This window comes from Streptomyces longisporoflavus (assembly GCF_014649775.1).
GTDB classification, from domain to species: domain Bacteria; phylum Actinomycetota; class Actinomycetes; order Streptomycetales; family Streptomycetaceae; genus Streptomyces; species Streptomyces longisporoflavus.
Window position 1 is genome coordinate 183658 of the sequence record NZ_BMTR01000008.1, and the last position, 14881, is coordinate 198538.

A 14881-nucleotide genomic window follows, 5' to 3' on the forward strand; every position below is an offset into this window, starting at 1 on the left:
CGGGACAGTGACCGCCGGCTCAGCCCTCCGCGGGCGCCAGCGTCAGTGCGATCGAGTTGATGCAGTACCGCTGGTCCGTCGGGGTCGCATAGCCCTCGCCCTCGAAGACGTGGCCGAGGTGCGAGCCGCAGCGGGCGCAGCGCACCTCGGTGCGGATCATGCCGTGCGAGGTGTCCTGGAGCAGTTCGACCGCGTCGGTGTCCTTGGGGTCGAAGAAGCTCGGCCAGCCGCAGTGCGACTCGAACTTCTCCTCCGACGTGAACAGCTCCGCGCCGCACGCGCGACAGCTGTAGACACCCTTGGTCTTGGTGTCCGTGTACTCACCGACGAACGCGGGCTCCGTGCCCGCTTGGCGCAGGACCGCGTACTCCGAGGGGCTCAGCTCCGCGCGCCACTGCTCGTCCGGCTTCTCGACGTCGTACGACATGAGACTGAACCCCTTACTGCTTGGTCTTGCTGCTTCGGATCACCGCTGGGAACTACTGCTTCGCCAGTTCGGCCAGGATCTGCGGGCCGAGGTCCGTGACGTCGCCCGCTCCCATGGTGAGAACGAGATCACCGGGCTTCGTCATTCCCGCGACGGCCGCCACGGCGTCGCTCTTCTCGTGCGCGGCCCGCACGTCGGCGCCAGCGGCCACGGCCGCGTCGATGATCAGGGCGCTGGTGATGCCGGGGATCGGGTCCTCGCGGGCGGGGTAGATGTCGAGGACCACGGAGGCGTCCGCGAGTGCCAGGGACTGGCCCATCTCCTTGCCCAGCTCCTGCGTGCGCGAGAAGAGGTGGGGCTGGAAGAGGACCAGGAGGCGCGAGTCGCCCGCGGAGGCCCGCATGGCCTCCAGGTCGGCCGTCATCTCGGTGGGGTGGTGCGCGTACGAGTCGATGACCTGGACGCCGGCTGCCTCGCCCTTGAGCTGGAGGCGGCGCTTGACGCCGGTGTACGAGCCGATGGCCGAGGCAAGGTTGTGCGCCGGGATGCCGACGGCGATGCCCGCGGCGAGGGCGGCGACGGCGTTGTGGGCGTAGTGGCGGCCGGGGACCGAGACCGTGAACGTCAGGAACTTGCCGTTCAGGATGACCGTGACCTCGCTGGTCAGGCCGCGCGCGGTGATCTTGTGGATGCGCAGGTCGGCACCCTCCGACTCGCCGTACGTGACGACCTTCAGCTCGCCCGCGTCGCGCACGCGCTTCGTCAGCTCCGCCGCGCCCGACTGGTCCGCCGCGATCACCAGGGTGCCGCCGGGGACGATCTTGCCGACGAACGTCTCGAAGGACTCGTAGATCTCGTCCATCGACGCGTAGTTGGCGTGGTGGTCGAGCTCCACGTTCAGGATGATGGCGACCTCGGGCGCGTACTTGTGGAAGCTGCGGTCGCTCTCGTCCGCCTCCGCCACGAAGATGTCGCCCTCGCCGTGCAGGGCGTTCGAGCCCGGCGCGTCCAGGTCGCCGCCGATCGCGTACGAGGGGTCGAGGCCGAGGGAGGAGAGGGTGACCGCGAGCATCGACGTCGTCGTGGTCTTGCCGTGCGTGCCGGCGACCGCGATCGGACGCAGGCCCTCCATGAGGGAGGCCAGGGCGTCCGAGCGGTGGACCACCGGGATGCCGAGCTCGGTGGCGCGGGCCAGCTCGGGGTTGTCGGCGCGGATGGCGGAGGAGACGACCACGCAGGTCGCGTCGGACGCGAGGTGCGCGGCGTCGTGGCCGATGTGGACCGTGGCGCCCAGGGCCCGCAGGGCCTCGGCGGTGGCCGACTCCCGCGCGTCGCTGCCCGCGACCTTGGCGCCGCGCTGGGCCAGGATCTTGGCGATGCCCGACATTCCGGCGCCGCCGATGCCGATGAAGTGCGGTCGGTCCATGGCGGTGGGCAGGCCGGGTGCCATACGTGTGTCTCCCAAGGGTCCAAGAGTTACGGCAGCTGAGCCGCTGAGCAGGGCCCAGACTATTGCCTCGCACGGACACGGGGCACACCTGCGCCCTGTAAGGGGCGCGAGGAACGGCGCGACCAGCCCTCACCGAACCCGCGGACCAGCTTTCGCGTACGAGAGGGGACTAGTCCTTCGCGTGCGAGAACAGCTTCAGGACCGGGACCCCCACCTTGTGCCGCGCACGAGACGCCCAGTCCCGGTGGAAGAACTCTTCCACGTAGTGGGGATCGGTCAGGACGATGACCTCGTCGGCGCCCGCCTCGTCGACCAGTTGCTTGAGCGCGTCGAGCGGATGATCCTCGATCAGCTGGCCAAGGGCCTCGCAGCCCGCCGCGCGCAGCGCGGCCAGCGAGACCTCCAGAGCCTTCTGCGCGGGGGCCGCCGCCTCCTGCCCCTCGGGGACGTCCCCTTCCCTCGCCGCCTCGTCGATCTCCCCCAGAGCCACGTCGTCGATGGCCCGCAGCAAGCGGTCGGCCTGGTCGCCGCGGGGCTGGAGCAGCACCCGGAAGGTGACCGTCTCGTCGCCGTGCAAGGTGGTGACGAACTCCACGTCGGCGGAGGTCAGGGCCTTCTCGATCATCAATACGCTTGTGAACACGACAGGCGCCCTTCTCATCCGTGGACCGCCGAGAGTCTGTCTCGACAGCCCCTGCGGAAACCATCCTGCCCCGTGGCCGCACGGGGTCTGCGACTTTTAGTGTGCCCAGCGGAAGCAAAACGGAACGGTTGATTCCGCTGATTGTCAGGTTTGACGGTATCGGGTGAAGAGGAACCCGGCCTCCTCCAGTACGGAGGTCAGGGTGAATCGTTCCGGCACCGCCACCGAGGACCCCCAGGCGATCCGCTGCGCGTCCCCGGAGGTGAGCATCGGGGACACCGTCAGACAGAGCTCGTCCAGGGCGCCGGCCGCCACGAGCTGGCCGAGCAGCCGGGGCCCGCCCTCCGTGAGCAGCCGGGTCAGGCCGCGCTCCGCGAGGGCGGGTGCGATCCGCTCCGGTTCGACCACGGCCCCCTCCCCCGCGATCACCACGACGGCGCCCGCCTTCTCGGCCGCGGAGATCCGGTCGGCCGGCGCCTCGGCACCGGTCACCACGAGCGTGGGCACCAGCGGCTCGGTGAAAAGCGGAAGGGAGAAATCCAGGTTGAGGCTCGCGCTGACGACGGCGATCGCGGGCACCACCGTCTGCCCGGCCGCGGCCCTGCGCGCGGCGAAGTCCGCACGCTCCCGTGCCGGCCGGTAACCCTCCTGGCGGACCGTCTCGGCACCGACGACCACGACGTCGGCGAGTGCGCGCAGGGTGCCGAAGATCCGCATGTCCGCTGCGTTCGAGATGGGGTGGGAGCGGCCGTCGTGCTGGGCCGCTCCGTCAAGGGTGGACACCATGTTGGCGCGCAGCCAGGGGGCGTCGCCCGGCGGGTAGGCGTACGCGTCGGCAAGCTCCCCCAGCTCCCACTCTCGTACTGCCGTTTCGTCTGTCTGGTCGGTCACAGGGAACAGGCGTCGCATGTCCAGCAGTCTTGCACGGCGCTTAGAGTTAGGAACCGTGTCGTCCTCCACCGCCGCCCCCGGGCAGAGCCCCATAGCCGAAGCGGCTCCCCTGTCGCTGTGCGCCCGCGAGCCCCATGTCCCCGCCGACCGTCTGGTCGCCGAGATGGTGCCGCCCCCGCGCTTCGACTCGGTCCGCTTCGATACGTACATACCGGACCCCAAGCAGCCGAGCCAGACCGAGGCCGTGCGGGTCCTGAGCGAGTTCGCGGCCGGGCTCGGCGGCGCGCACGCGTCCGGGTCGGGCAAGCGCCGCTGGTTCCAGAAGAAGGCGGCCGCCCCCACCGGCCCCCGCGGCGTCTACCTCGACGGCGGCTACGGCGTGGGCAAGACCCACCTCCTCGCCTCCCTCTGGCACGCGACGCCCGCCGAGCCCGGACAGAAGGCGTTCGGCACCTTCGTCGAGCTGACCAACCTGGTCGGCGCCCTCGGCTTCCAGCAGACCGTGCGCACCCTCAGCGGGCACCGGCTCCTGTGCATCGACGAATTCGAGCTCGACGACCCGGGCGACACGGTGCTCGTGTCCTCGCTGCTCTCCCGGCTCGTCGACGAAGGCGTGGCGCTCGCCGCGACCTCGAACACCCTGCCGGGCAAGCTCGGCGAGGGCCGGTTCGCCTCCGCCGACTTCCTGCGCGAGATCCAGGGGCTCGCGACCCACTTCAGGTCACTGCGCATCGACGGTGAGGACTACCGCCACCGGGGCCTGCCGGAAGCGCCCGCTCCGTACTCGGACAAGCAGGTCACCAAGGCCGCGTACGCGACCGAAGGTGCGAGCCTCGACGACTTCCCGCACCTGCTCGACCACCTCGCGCGCGTCCACCCCAGCCGGTACGGAGCGCTTACGGACGGACTCGCGGCCGTCTGCCTCACCGAGGTGACGCCGGTGCCCGACCAGTCGACCGCGCTGCGCCTCGTCGTCCTCGCCGACCGTCTGTACGACCGCGAGGTCCCCGTGCTCGCCTCGGGTGTCCCCTTCGATCAGTTGTTCAGCGAGGAGATGCTGAACGGCGGCTACCGGAAGAAGTACTTCCGGGCGATTTCGCGGCTCACCGCGCTCGCGCGGGACGCGAAGAGCCTCGTAAAGGCGTAAAGACTCACCGCTACGCGCGTGGTTCCCGCGCGCCTAGGCGCGTGGTACACACATCCGGTCATGTTCCTGTCCGCCAGCAGGAGGTCGGCCTTTTATGTCCACGACACGACGTCAGGTACTAGCCCGCACCGGTGCGGTGGGTGCGGGAATCGCCTTCACCGGTGCGCTCTCGGAACTCTTCGCGGGCAGCGCCGCCGCGCAGGGCAAGGCAGGATACGGGCCGCTGGTGCCCGACCCCGCCGGGCTGCTAGATCTGCCGAAAGGTTTCCGCTACAAGGTCCTCTCGCGGGAGGGCGGCGATCTGCCGTCCGGTGAGGGCAAGGTGCCGAGCAACTTCGACGGCATGGACGCGTTCCGCGGCAAGCGCGGCGGCGTGCATCTCGTCCGCAACCACGAGAACCGCCACAACGGAAGAACTCCCGTACCCACGGTCAAGGGCCTCACCTACGACCCGATGGGCAAGGGCGGCTGTACCGCACTCGCGCTCGACCGCCACAACAACGTCCTGGGCGAACGCGTCGCGATCGCCGGGACCGCGGTCAACTGCGCGGGCGGCCCCACCCCATGGGGCACCTGGCTGACCTGCGAGGAGACCGAGGACAAGGCCGGCACGAACGGCTACACCAAGGACCACGGCTTCATCTTCGAGGTCGACCCCGTCGACCCGCACCGCACCGGCGCCGTACCGCTCACCGCGATGGGCCGCTTCCAGCACGAGGCGATCGCCGTCGACCCCCGCCGCGGCGTCGTCTACGAGACCGAGGACGCCTTCCTCAAGCCCTTCGGGCTCTTCTACCGCTTCCTGCCCGAGAAACCCGAGGGCGGCCTCGGCTCCCTCCGCGCGGGCGGCACATTGCAGGCCATGCGGGTGCCGGGGGTGCCCGACCTGTCCGCGATCCAGGAGACGGGTGCCAGCTTCAAGGGCATCGAATGGGTCGACGTGCCGGACCCGCTGGCCGTCGAGACTCCCATCAGGAACCAGGACTTCGGCCCCAAGGGCATCACGCACGCGCAGAAGCTGGAAGGCTGCTACTGGGGCGGGAAATCGGTCTACTTCGTCTCGTCGTTCGCCCACAGCGCGGAGGGCTCGGCGGGCGACCACTTCGGACAGATCTGGCGCTACGACCCCTCCGAGCGCCGCCTCACCCTCGTGATCGTCTTCGGCCCGAGCACCGACATCCAGCTGCCGGGCGAGTCCCCCGACAACATCTGCCTCGCTCCCAGCGGCGGCCTGATGGTGGCCGAGGACGGCGGCGGCGCACAGCACGTGTACGGCGTGACGCGGCGCGGCGAGGTCTACGCGATGGCCCGCGGGCGGCAGAACATCGGCACTCCCGAGGAGCCGGAGTGGGGCGAGTTCGCCGGCGTCTGCTTCTCGCCGGACCACGACACGATGTACGTCAACTGCTACACGCCCGGCACGACGTTCGCGGTGACGGGGCCCTGGCACAGGACCTGATCCGACCCGGGGCCGGGTGCGCGGCGACGTGCCGCGCACCCGGCCCGCGGCCGCCGGACCGGCCCTACGAGCCGATCAGCGGGTAGTGGTCGGACAGGTTGGTGTACGTGTACTTCTTGCCCCAGCTGGAGACCGTCCAGGGCGCGCTCTGCTCCTTGACCACCTCGTTGTGCCAGCCGGCGGGGCGGGCGTGGCCCTCGCGGTGCAGGACGTAGTCGAGGTCCTCGCGGGGGTCGTCCGGGTAGCGCTCGGCGGCGATGGAGTTGTCCCGGGTGTCGAAGGAGTACGGGTGGCCGCCGCGGCTGTCGGCGGGGGCGAAGCCGCCGTCGGCGAGCATCGAGGCGTACTCGTCGCTGTGCGAGTCGACGTTGAAGTCGCCCGCGGCGATGACCTGCTCGCCCGCCGGGATGTTCTTGGCGTCCAGGAAGGCGTCCATCTCCTTGAGCTGCGAGGCGCGGGTCGCGGCCGCCTCGCCGGAGCCGCAGCCCGGGTCGGTGGACTGGGTGTGGGTGCCGACGACGTGCACCTTCTTGCCGTCGACGTTCAACTGGGCATAGACGAAGCCCTTGTTGGAGTACGAGTCGGAGCCGCAGGCGTCCTTGTAGACGTACTGCTCCTTGCGCAGGATCGGCCACTTGCTCAGGACGGTGACCCCTCCGTCCTCCGGGGTCACCGCGGAGTACGCGCCGCCGGTGGCGTCCCAGCCGTCCTTGCTCCGGCCCATGACGGGGGTCTGGTGCGGGTAGCGGTCGGCGGCCTCGGCCTTCAGCGCCTCGGAGGACGAGTTGTCGAAGGCCTCCTGGAGGACGACGACGTCCTTGCCCTCGAAGAAGTCCGCGGCCGGTATGGCCTTGGCGCGGTGGTCCTGGCCCCAGTTCGGGTAGAGGTTCTTGCTGAACAGGAACGCGTTGTACGAGAGCACCTTGAGTGCCGGAGTGTCGGCAGAGGCGGCAGGCGCGTCGGCGGCGGTCGCGGACGGGGCGACGGCGACGAGCGTGGCCGCGGCGAGCACCGTGGTGATCGCGGCGGCGTGAGTCCTGCGCAGCGCTGGGTGCGGCACTGAATCTCCCGGGTGTGGGGGGGGCGTGGTGAGGGTGCACGTGACGGGGCACGTGGTGGGGCGCCGCACATCCAACCAGCCGGGACTACTTCTGGGGATACGCCGCGTGAACAAAGATCACGCGGCGGGAGCAGAACGATTTTGTGCGGGCTGCCCCGTGTGAACGATCAGTGCGGGTGTTCTCGGCTCAGAGATCGGCGAGCGTGTTGTCCACCGTGTCGAGCAGCGCCTGCCGGTCGTCCTGCACGCGGGCGAGAATGCGCAGGCCGTAGTACGTGCTCTGCACCCGGCGCGCGACGGCCCCCGCGTCGGCCGTGGAACGGAGTTCGCCGGTGCGGCTGCCGGTCGCCACGACCGCGCGCAGCTCCTCCTCCACGCGGTCGAAGTTGCGGCGCACCGCGTCCTTGACCTCCGGGTCGAGCCCGGCGATCTCGACGGCCGCGTTGATCGCGAAGCAGCCGCGCCCGTCAGCCTCGTCGAGATCGGCGTCCACGGCGTGGACCATCATGTCCCGCAGCCGCCGCTTCGCCGGCCCCTCGCCCCGCAGGATCTCGATCTGCTCGGCGGTGCTGGTCTCGTAGTAACGCTGCAGGGCACGCAGATAGAGCTGACGCTTGCCGCCGAAGGTGTTGTAGAGGCTGGAGGGCCCGAGCCCGGTGCTGTCGCACAGCGCGCGCGTCGACGTGCCCTCGTAGCCATGACGCCAGAACGTCTCCATGGCCGCGGTGATGACACGGTCCTCGTCAAACTCTCGTGGCCTGGCCATGGCCCCCACAGTACGGGTTTTGGAAGACACGTACAAAACAAGCGGCGCATGTGTGGTGCCGGGCCGGTCGCCCGGGTCATGCCGTCACGTGGGTACGTTCGCGGCGCTCGGTCACGGCGTCCCGTTCCGCCCGCTGAAGCCGTGCCGCCCAGAGGACGGTCACCGCGCCGGCGGCGGCGAGCGCGGCGCCGACCCACGCCACGGAGGCGTAACCGAGGCCCGCGTCGATGGTCATTCCACCGAGCAGCGGCGCCAGGGTGTTGCCGACGTTGAACGCGGCCGTGTTGGTGGCGCCGACCAGCGTCGGGGCAGCCGGGGCGAGAGTGAACACCCGTGACTGGAGAGCCGGGTTGGTGACGTATCCGACCAGGCCCAGCAGGAAGACGAGCGCGATCACCGTGCCGGTCGACCCGGCCGTCAGGGCGAGCAGCGCCGAGAAGAGGGCGAGCGCCCCGAGCCCCGCGCCGAGGGTCCGCAGCGGGCGCGCCTCGGCCGTGCGCCCGCCGATGAAGAGGCCCGCCATCCCGCCGACGCCGAACAGGGCGAGGACCGCCGGCACCCATCCCGCGGGCACTTTGCTCACCTCGGTCAGCAGGGGCGCGAGATAGCTGAAGGTGACGATGACCGCGCCGAAGGCGAAGGCCGTGATCGCGTACGAGAGCCAGAGCTGGGGACGCGCCATTCCGCGCAGCTCGGCCCTGACCGACGTACGCCCGGCTTCGCCGCGGCCGCCGGGAACGACGAGCAGCGTGCACACCAGGCTCACCGCGGTGGCCGCGGCGACCGCCCAGAACGCGGCGCGCCAGCTCGAGTACTGGCTCAGCACGGTGCCGGCCGGCACGCCGACGACCGTGGCCAGCGTCAGGCCACCCGCCACGACGGCGACGGCCTTCCCCTTGGCCGCGGGCGGCACGAGGGCGACCGCGGTGGCCACGGCGACGCCCCAGTACCCCGCGTAGGCGAGGGCGCTGATCACGCGGGTGACGAAGAGGACTCCGTAGCCGGGCGCGAGGGCGCCGATCACGTGGGCGACGACGAAGGCCGCCTGGAGCGAGACGAGTGCGGTGCGCCGGGGCCAGCTGAGGGTGGCCACCGCGAGCAGCGGCGCGCCGACGACCATGCCGATCGCGAAGGCCGAGATCAGCAGCCCCGCGTCCGGGATGGACACCCCCAGGTCCGCGGCCATGCCCGGCAGGAGGCCGGACAGCATGAACTCCGAGGTCCCTTGGGTGAAGATGCCGAGGCCAACTATGTACACGGCAGGCGGCATTGACGCACTCCTGATCACGTTCCACGCTTTTGAAGCACTCGCTCCAAAACTGACGCCCAGGACGCTAGCACATTCTGAATCGATCGCTTCAAAAAACGTCAGTGGGCGGCCCGGTCACAGCTGACCGACTCACCGGCCGCGCGTTCCGCCGCGCTGCGGAGCACGCAGAACTCGTTGCCCTCGGGATCGGTGAAGACCACCCACCCGGTGCCGTCGGGATTCCTGCGGTCCGCCGCCACGGTGGCGCCCACCGTCAAAAGCCGTTCGACCTCTTCGTCGCGGGGGCCTTCGGGCTGTAGGCAGAGGTGGACGCGGTTCTTCTGGGTCTTCGGCTCCGCGACTTCGGCGAAGTAGAGGTGCAGCCCGGTGGGCAGGGCGATGGCCGCGGTCGATTCGCCGGGCAAGTCGTCGTCGTTGAGCGGGCGCCCCACCACCTGGCTCCAGAACCGGGCCAGTTCGTACGCGTCGGTGCAGTCGAAGGCGACATTGAAGAGGGTCGAGTGCATGGCTGGGCCTTTCGTCGGTATGGACAGCACCCTCATCGCTACGGCCGCCGCCGCCAAGCGGATTTGTCAGTGGCGGGTGCCATTCTGGGACATTGCGACATCACCGCGGTCCTGGTGCACGACATATTCGGCGGCGAGTTGCTGGTCGGGGAGGTGTGGTCGGCCGAGGGCGAGCAGCAGGGCTTCCACTGGTGGAACCGCCTCGCGAGCGGGATCGAACTGGACCTGACGCGCGAGCAGTTCCGGCTCGGCCAGCGGATCACGGCACCGCGCTCGGTGGCACGACTGCCGGGTCGCCTGCCGCGCCGTCATGGGGACTACGAATTGTTGCGGCGGCGGTTCGCCGAGGCGGTGGTGGCGGCGGCTGCGGGGTCTGTTGCGGCGGGTTGAGCGCCCCCGTGTGCGCCGCGCGATGGCGGTAGAGCTAGCGATAGGCGGCTTCGGCCGGGGCGCATAGGAGACGGGCGAGCGAGCGGGCGGTTCGGCCGTCCGGGGCAGAGTGAGTCACCCTTACCCATTTAATCCTATTTGCGCAGCTATGTTCGCAACATGATCACCCCAGCACGAAAACTGAACGCACGGGGATGGCAGGGCGCATGGAGGCTGACCACCGCCTGTGCGCTGACGACCCTCACCCTCACCGCGCTTGCCGCCTGCGGCTCGCCATCGGCTCCGGGCGCGGGGAGCCGTGACCGGACCGCGAGCACCACCGTGAGCGCCCCGCCCCGCCCCGCGACGCTCGCCCCCGGTCCCGCGGGCCTCACCCCCGTCTTCAAGAACGCCCCGCGGACCCCGGCGTCCACCACCCCCACCGTGGCCCTCACCTTCGACGCCGACATGACCGCCGACCAGGGGCCGCGCGCCGCGGCGGGCGAGCGGTTCGACAACCCGGCGCTGGTGAGGACGCTGCGCCGGGAGAAGGTGCCCGCGACGTTCTTCATGACGGGGCGGTGGGCCGAGGAGTACCCGGCGCAGGCCAAGGACATCGGCCGGGACCCGCTCTTCGAGGTCGCCAACCACTCGTACAGCCATTACGCCTTCACCGACCGCTGCTACGGACTGCCGACCGTCCCCGCCTCCCGTATGCGCGCGGACATGGAGCGTGCCTTCGCCGCGTTCCGCAAGGCGGGCGTCGAGCACCAGGTTCCGTACTTCCGCTTCCCCGGCGGCTGTTACGACAAGCGGTCGCTGCGCGCGCTGGCTCCCGGCGGCGTCACGGCCGTGCAGTGGGACGTGGTGAGCGGCGACGCCTTCGCCACGGACGCCGGCGCCGTGGCCCGGCAGGTGCTCGACGGGGTGCGGCCAGGCTCGGTCGTCGTCATGCACTGCACGCGCAGCGCGGCTCCCACGACGGAGCGCGCCCTGCGGACGATCATCCCGGAGCTGCGCGAGCGCGGCTTCCGTTTCGTGCGGGTGTCGGAGCAGATCCGGGCGGCCGGCGTACGCGGATAGCCTGACCCGCATGGACGCCCCCGCCGACATCACCGGCTCCGCCGACACCACCGACACCACCGACTCCGCCGAAGGCCCGTACGCCGAGTGCGTGCTGTGCCGCAAGCCCACCGAGTACCCCCAGACCCACAAGGGCGTGACGCTGTGCCCCGTGTGCGAGTGGCACGAGGCCCAGCGCACGGCCTGCTCGGGCTGAGCAGAGCCGGAGCGAGCACACCCCCGGCCAGGCCGGACCTCCGTCCGGGGAGGGTGGCAAACTGGCCCCGTGAGCAGCGATCAGACCGCCGCCGGGATCCCCGAGCCGCAGGACAGCCCCGACCCGCCGGAGAGCCCCTTCCGCGTGGAGCCGACCCCCCGTGACGAGGCACCTCAGTACGTACTGCCGCTGGTGGCCCGCATCGAGCGTGCCGAGCCCCCGCACCGTACGGACGCCCTGGAGACCGCGGCCCGCGCGGTGCTCGTCATGCTCGGCGACGAGCGGTCCCTCGGCGACGGCGAGTGGGCGCAGGCCATGCGGGACTGGCAGGACGCCCGGATCCGCAAGGTGGTGCGGCGGGCCCGCGGTGCCGAGTGGCGGCGGGCCGAGGCGCTTCCCGGCATCACCGTCACGGGCAAGTCGGCGGAGGTCCGGGTCTTCCCGCCGATCCCGCTGGACGGCTGGCCCAAGGAACTGGCGAAGCTCCAGGTGTCCGGCACCGATCTGGACGACCCGGAGCCGGTGCCGCCCGCGGACGCGACCGCACCGGTCCTGTGGATGAGCCCCGACGTCGAGATGTCGGCGGGCAAGGCGATGGCGCAGGCGGGGCACGGAGCCCAACTGGCCTGGTGGGAGCTGTCGGACGAGGAGCGCGTGGCCTGGCGGGACGCCGGTTACCCGCTGTCCGTGCGCACCCCGGACGCCGCGCTCTGGCGCGAGCTGGTGGCGAGCGGCCTGCCGGTGGTGCGGGACGCGGGCTTCACGGAGATCGCGCCCGGTTCCTGCACCGTGGTCGCCGACCATCCCGCCCTGCGCCGCTGAGCCCTCCCTCGCCCTGTGCTCAGGCGGTGACGCTGGCCACGGGGGCGAGGCCGTAGGTGCGGGCATAGCCGTTCTCGGTGCCTACGAGGAGGTCGACGATCTCGAAGTAGCGGTCCCAGAACGGGGTTTCGCGCAGTGCGTCGATGAGGAGCTGGTACGCCTCGTGGTCATCGGCCTCCCAGACCCAGACGTCGGTGACGCGGGCGGAGTAGAACTCCGTGTCGTAGAAGCGTGACCTGACGCCGGTCGTCTTTGCCTTGATCGCCGGGATGACTTGGGTGGTGAAGGCGTCCACCCGTTCCTGAGGGGTCATGGCGAGCCACTCGGGTGTGGTTTTGACGAGGATGAATGCGGTGACCGGCGCTGTAGTGGTGTTCTCGGCTGGCATGTCTGGGGCCTTTCGGGCGTCGGTTGGTGGGTTCGCGCGATGGGTTCGCGCGGTCGGTTCGCGCGGTGGGTTGTCGGTGGCCTCAGGAGAGGTCGGAGAGGACGGCCGGCTTGAGCGTCTGCGCGCACCGCTGTTCGAAGGTGGTGGGGGTCGCGGTGTCCGGGGTGCGGGCGACGCCCGCGTCGAGGCCCTCGTTCTTGGCCCGCTTCATGTCGACGATGCCCTGCGCGAACGCCTTGTTCAGGCGGTAGCCGACGAGGGTGTCGTACAGCTCGTCGAGCGGCTGGCGTTCGTAGCGGACGGGGCGGCCGAGCTGCTCGGTCATGATGCGGGCCAGGTCGTCGGGGGAAAGGTCCTGCGGACCGAGGACCGGGACGTTGTCGCTGCCGGTCCAGGTGCGGTCGAGGAGCAGGTCCGCCGCGACTGCCGCGATGTCCGCGACGGCGACGAGCGGGGCCCTGCGGTCGGCGTCGACGGCGTCGGTGAAGACACCCTTCTCCCGGAGCGATCCGGCCTCCTCGAGGACGTTCTCGAAGAAGGACGGGTTGGCCAGGGCACGGTAGGCGACGCCGGTGCCCGCGATGAGGTCGTCCATCGCGTGGGAAGCCGTGACAAGGCCCGCGCGGTCGGCGACCGGCGTGCCGCGGCCCAGCGCGGAGACGCCGACGACGTGACCGACGCCATGAGCGACGAGGGCCTTCGCGGCGGGACGTGTGAATCCGCTGTAGGCGTCCTCCGGAGTCAGGGAGGCGTCCGGCGGGACCAGCCAGAACACGGCGTCAGCGCCCTCGAAGGCACGGTCGACGACCTCGGGGTCGCCGTGTGAGCCGGTGATCACCTCGACGCGTTCGCGCACCGCGTCGGTGAGGCGGGCGGCATCGCGCACGATCACGCGCAGTTCCTCGCCTCGGGCGGGGGCGGATTCCAGGAGCAGGGGCAGCAGGTGGCCGCCGATGTTCCCGGTGGGAGCGGTAATGACGATCATGGAAACCTCGTGGAGTCGTGCCGGATCGGTACGTCCCTCATCCTGCGGAGAGCCGAGGTGTTGCCACAATGGGAACCTCAGCAAGGGATCATTGCCTGAAATGGAATTACGCCGATGACCAGCAGTCCCACCGGTTCAGAGCCTCCAGAACTCGGCATCGACGCCAATCTCGCCGTCGCGCTCGACGCTCTGCTGGCCGAGCAGAGCGTCACGCGCGCCGCCGCGCGTCTGCACACGTCCCCCGCCGCCATGAGCCGCACGCTCGCCCGCCTGAGGCGCATCCTTCAGGACCCCCTTCTCGTCCGGGCCGGCCAGCGGATGGTCCCCACCCCGCGCGCGCAGGCCCTGCGCGACGAGGCCGCCGCCGTCGTGCGCCGGCTCGGGGCGCTGCTCACTCCCGGCGCGGGGGCCGACCTCGCCTCGCTGCGCGGCACCTTCACCCTTCAGGCCGCCGACCTGATCGGCGCCGCGCTGGCTCCCGGTCTGCTGCGGCTGGCCCAACAGGCGGCGCCAGGAGTCTCGTTGCGGTTCCGGACCGAGGATCTGGAGGCCGGTCCCGCTCTCCGGGACGGCCGGATCGACCTGGAGGTGGGTTCCATCGACCACGTCGATCCCGAGACCGCGGTCGAGGAGCTCGTCGCCCTGCGGATGGCGGCTGCCGTCCGCCCCGGACACCCACTCACCGAAGGGACGTTGACCCCGGAGCGGCTCGCCGCCGCCGAGCACGTCGTGGTCAGCCGCCGCGGCCTGTTCAAGGGGCCCATGGACACCGCTCTCGCCGAGCTGAACCTTCGGCGGCGGGTCGCCGTCGTCCTTCCCAGCCATATGGCGGCGATGACCCTGGCCGCCGGCAGCGACGTCGTCTGCCTCGTCCCCACCGCGCTCCCCGGCGCCGCCCCCTCTCCTCTCAGCAGTCCGGCCGCCGCCCTCGGCCTGCGCCTCCTCGACATCCCGCTGCCTCTGCCGCCGCTGTCCGTCGGCATGGCCTGGCACCCACGCCAGGCGGCCGACGGAGGCCACCGCTGGCTCCGCGACGCCGTCCGCCGGACGCTCGTCGCACCCCGGAGCCCTGCCGGCTGACGTGCGGGCCCACGGGCACGGCATGACGAGAGAGGATGCACCTCGGGAAACGCACGGCTGCTTCTTCTACGGGGTGATCGCGGAGTTCGACGTCCGCGAGGGCGCGGTGCACGACGCCCTTGTCCACGCCGACCGCGACTGGAACGGCCATACGTCACGTCCTGGCCGCGTTCGCCGAAGAAGGCGTTCTGGAGCGCGGGTTCGCCCTGCCGGGGATCGGCGGGACGCCTCCCCGATGGAGGAGATGCCGGCACTCCCGGGACGGCGGACGGGAGCAGCGCACTCGTAGGGCAGAGCGTTGAACATCACGCACGCCTCTTCCGTATCCCCTGGTACCAG

Annotated in this window: 18 protein-coding genes; 8 read left to right on the forward strand and 10 right to left on the reverse strand. The window is 70.8% G+C overall.

Annotated features, from left to right (window positions below; genetic code table 11):
* Positions 1 to 19: 19 nt before the first annotated feature.
* From msrB to IE226_RS18290, 4 genes are all read right to left on the reverse strand, one after another.
* Positions 20 to 427, reverse strand: coding sequence for a peptide-methionine (R)-S-oxide reductase MsrB (msrB, locus tag IE226_RS18275; protein WP_190082336.1), 408 nt, complete (start codon positions 425 to 427; stop codon positions 20 to 22).
* Between the two features lie 52 nt (positions 428 to 479).
* On the reverse strand, positions 480 to 1877 hold the full coding sequence (gene murC, locus IE226_RS18280; RefSeq protein ID WP_190082485.1) for a UDP-N-acetylmuramate--L-alanine ligase: 1398 nt from the start codon (positions 1875 to 1877) through the stop codon (positions 480 to 482).
* Between the two features lie 169 nt (positions 1878 to 2046).
* Positions 2047 to 2520, reverse strand: a complete 474-nt coding sequence (locus tag IE226_RS18285) for an indole-3-glycerol phosphate synthase (RefSeq protein ID WP_190082337.1) — start codon at positions 2518 to 2520, stop codon at positions 2047 to 2049.
* Between the two features lie 144 nt (positions 2521 to 2664).
* Positions 2665 to 3429, reverse strand: coding sequence for a pyrimidine reductase family protein (locus IE226_RS18290; protein ID WP_190082338.1), 765 nt, complete (start codon positions 3427 to 3429; stop codon positions 2665 to 2667).
* Between the two features lie 37 nt (positions 3430 to 3466).
* Here IE226_RS18290 and zapE point away from each other — a divergent pair, with 37 nt between their 5' ends.
* Both zapE and IE226_RS18300 read left to right on the forward strand, forming a co-directional pair.
* Positions 3467 to 4558: a cell division protein ZapE gene (zapE, locus tag IE226_RS18295; protein WP_190082339.1), complete on the forward strand. Its 1092-nt coding sequence runs from the start codon at positions 3467 to 3469 to the stop codon at positions 4556 to 4558.
* 94 nt (positions 4559 to 4652) lie between these two features.
* Complete coding sequence (locus IE226_RS18300) at positions 4653 to 6017, forward strand: alkaline phosphatase PhoX (RefSeq protein ID WP_190082340.1); 1365 nt, start codon at positions 4653 to 4655, stop codon at positions 6015 to 6017.
* 64 nt (positions 6018 to 6081) lie between these two features.
* On the opposite strand, the gene sph is transcribed toward IE226_RS18300, so the two are convergent.
* The 4 genes from sph to IE226_RS18320 all read right to left on the reverse strand — a co-directional run bounded on the left by sph (position 6082) and on the right by IE226_RS18320 (position 9619).
* Positions 6082 to 7077, reverse strand: a complete 996-nt coding sequence (gene sph / locus IE226_RS18305; RefSeq protein ID WP_190082341.1) for a sphingomyelin phosphodiesterase — start codon at positions 7075 to 7077, stop codon at positions 6082 to 6084.
* A 187-nt stretch (positions 7078 to 7264) separates the two neighbouring features.
* Positions 7265 to 7843, reverse strand: coding sequence for a TetR/AcrR family transcriptional regulator (locus IE226_RS18310; protein WP_190082342.1), 579 nt, complete (start codon positions 7841 to 7843; stop codon positions 7265 to 7267).
* A gap of 76 nt (positions 7844 to 7919) precedes the next feature.
* Positions 7920 to 9113, reverse strand: coding sequence for a Cmx/CmrA family chloramphenicol efflux MFS transporter (locus tag IE226_RS18315; RefSeq protein ID WP_190082343.1), 1194 nt, complete (start codon positions 9111 to 9113; stop codon positions 7920 to 7922).
* Positions 9114 to 9211: 98 nt separating this feature from the next.
* Positions 9212 to 9619 (reverse strand): VOC family protein, encoded by a 408-nt coding sequence (locus tag IE226_RS18320; RefSeq protein ID WP_190082344.1) that lies wholly within the window; start codon positions 9617 to 9619, stop codon positions 9212 to 9214.
* Positions 9620 to 9688: 69 nt separating this feature from the next.
* Between IE226_RS18320 and IE226_RS18325 the strand changes: the two genes are divergently transcribed.
* From IE226_RS18325 to IE226_RS18340, 4 genes are all read left to right on the forward strand, one after another.
* Positions 9689 to 10009 carry a YunG family protein gene (locus IE226_RS18325; protein ID WP_190082345.1) on the forward strand — a complete coding sequence of 107 codons (321 nt, stop codon included), beginning with the start codon at positions 9689 to 9691 and terminating at the stop codon, positions 10007 to 10009.
* A gap of 159 nt (positions 10010 to 10168) precedes the next feature.
* The gene (locus IE226_RS18330) at positions 10169 to 11071 is read left to right on the forward strand and encodes a polysaccharide deacetylase family protein (protein ID WP_190082346.1); all 903 of its coding nucleotides are present in this window, start codon (positions 10169 to 10171) and stop codon (positions 11069 to 11071) included.
* Positions 11072 to 11081: 10 nt separating this feature from the next.
* The gene (locus IE226_RS18335) at positions 11082 to 11267 is read left to right on the forward strand and encodes a hypothetical protein (RefSeq protein ID WP_190082347.1); all 186 of its coding nucleotides are present in this window, start codon (positions 11082 to 11084) and stop codon (positions 11265 to 11267) included.
* 96 nt (positions 11268 to 11363) lie between these two features.
* Positions 11364 to 12089, forward strand: coding sequence for an aminoacyl-tRNA hydrolase (locus tag IE226_RS18340; RefSeq protein ID WP_373306992.1), 726 nt, complete (start codon positions 11364 to 11366; stop codon positions 12087 to 12089).
* Between the two features lie 19 nt (positions 12090 to 12108).
* On the opposite strand, the gene IE226_RS18345 is transcribed toward IE226_RS18340, so the two are convergent.
* Both IE226_RS18345 and IE226_RS18350 read right to left on the reverse strand, forming a co-directional pair.
* The gene (locus tag IE226_RS18345; protein WP_190082349.1) at positions 12109 to 12477 is read right to left on the reverse strand and encodes a darcynin family protein; all 369 of its coding nucleotides are present in this window, start codon (positions 12475 to 12477) and stop codon (positions 12109 to 12111) included.
* An 82-nt stretch (positions 12478 to 12559) separates the two neighbouring features.
* A complete protein-coding gene (locus tag IE226_RS18350; RefSeq protein ID WP_190082350.1) occupies positions 12560 to 13462 on the reverse strand; it encodes an NAD(P)H-binding protein in 903 nt (300 codons plus the stop codon).
* Between the two features lie 114 nt (positions 13463 to 13576).
* Between IE226_RS18350 and IE226_RS18355 the strand changes: the two genes are divergently transcribed.
* Positions 13577 to 14542 carry a LysR family transcriptional regulator gene (locus tag IE226_RS18355; protein WP_190082351.1) on the forward strand — a complete coding sequence of 322 codons (966 nt, stop codon included), beginning with the start codon at positions 13577 to 13579 and terminating at the stop codon, positions 14540 to 14542.
* Between the two features lie 22 nt (positions 14543 to 14564).
* Entirely contained in the window at positions 14565 to 14831 is a 267-nt protein-coding gene (locus IE226_RS45250) for a TetR family transcriptional regulator C-terminal domain-containing protein (protein WP_373306988.1), read from the forward strand.
* Positions 14832 to 14881 lie beyond the last annotated feature (50 nt).

Coding starts and splice junctions, on each gene's coding strand:
- msrB (WP_190082336.1), bottom strand. CDS start 427: ATGTCGTACGACGTCGAGAAGCCGGACGAGCAGTGGCGCGCGGAGCTG.
- murC (WP_190082485.1), bottom strand. CDS start 1,877: ATGGCACCCGGCCTGCCCACCGCCATGGACCGACCGCACTTCATCGGC.
- IE226_RS18290 (WP_190082338.1), bottom strand. CDS start 3,429: ATGCGACGCCTGTTCCCTGTGACCGACCAGACAGACGAAACGGCAGTA.
- IE226_RS18300 (WP_190082340.1), top strand. CDS start 4,653: ATGTCCACGACACGACGTCAGGTACTAGCCCGCACCGGTGCGGTGGGT.
- IE226_RS18310 (WP_190082342.1), bottom strand. CDS start 7,843: ATGGCCAGGCCACGAGAGTTTGACGAGGACCGTGTCATCACCGCGGCC.
- IE226_RS18315 (WP_190082343.1), bottom strand. CDS start 9,113: ATGCCGCCTGCCGTGTACATAGTTGGCCTCGGCATCTTCACCCAAGGG.
- IE226_RS18320 (WP_190082344.1), bottom strand. CDS start 9,619: ATGCACTCGACCCTCTTCAATGTCGCCTTCGACTGCACCGACGCGTAC.
- IE226_RS18330 (WP_190082346.1), top strand. CDS start 10,169: ATGATCACCCCAGCACGAAAACTGAACGCACGGGGATGGCAGGGCGCA.
- IE226_RS18335 (WP_190082347.1), top strand. CDS start 11,082: ATGGACGCCCCCGCCGACATCACCGGCTCCGCCGACACCACCGACACC.
- IE226_RS18345 (WP_190082349.1), bottom strand. CDS start 12,477: ATGCCAGCCGAGAACACCACTACAGCGCCGGTCACCGCATTCATCCTC.
- IE226_RS18350 (WP_190082350.1), bottom strand. CDS start 13,462: ATGATCGTCATTACCGCTCCCACCGGGAACATCGGCGGCCACCTGCTG.
- IE226_RS18355 (WP_190082351.1), top strand. CDS start 13,577: ATGACCAGCAGTCCCACCGGTTCAGAGCCTCCAGAACTCGGCATCGAC.
- IE226_RS45250 (WP_373306988.1), top strand. CDS start 14,565: ATGACGAGAGAGGATGCACCTCGGGAAACGCACGGCTGCTTCTTCTAC.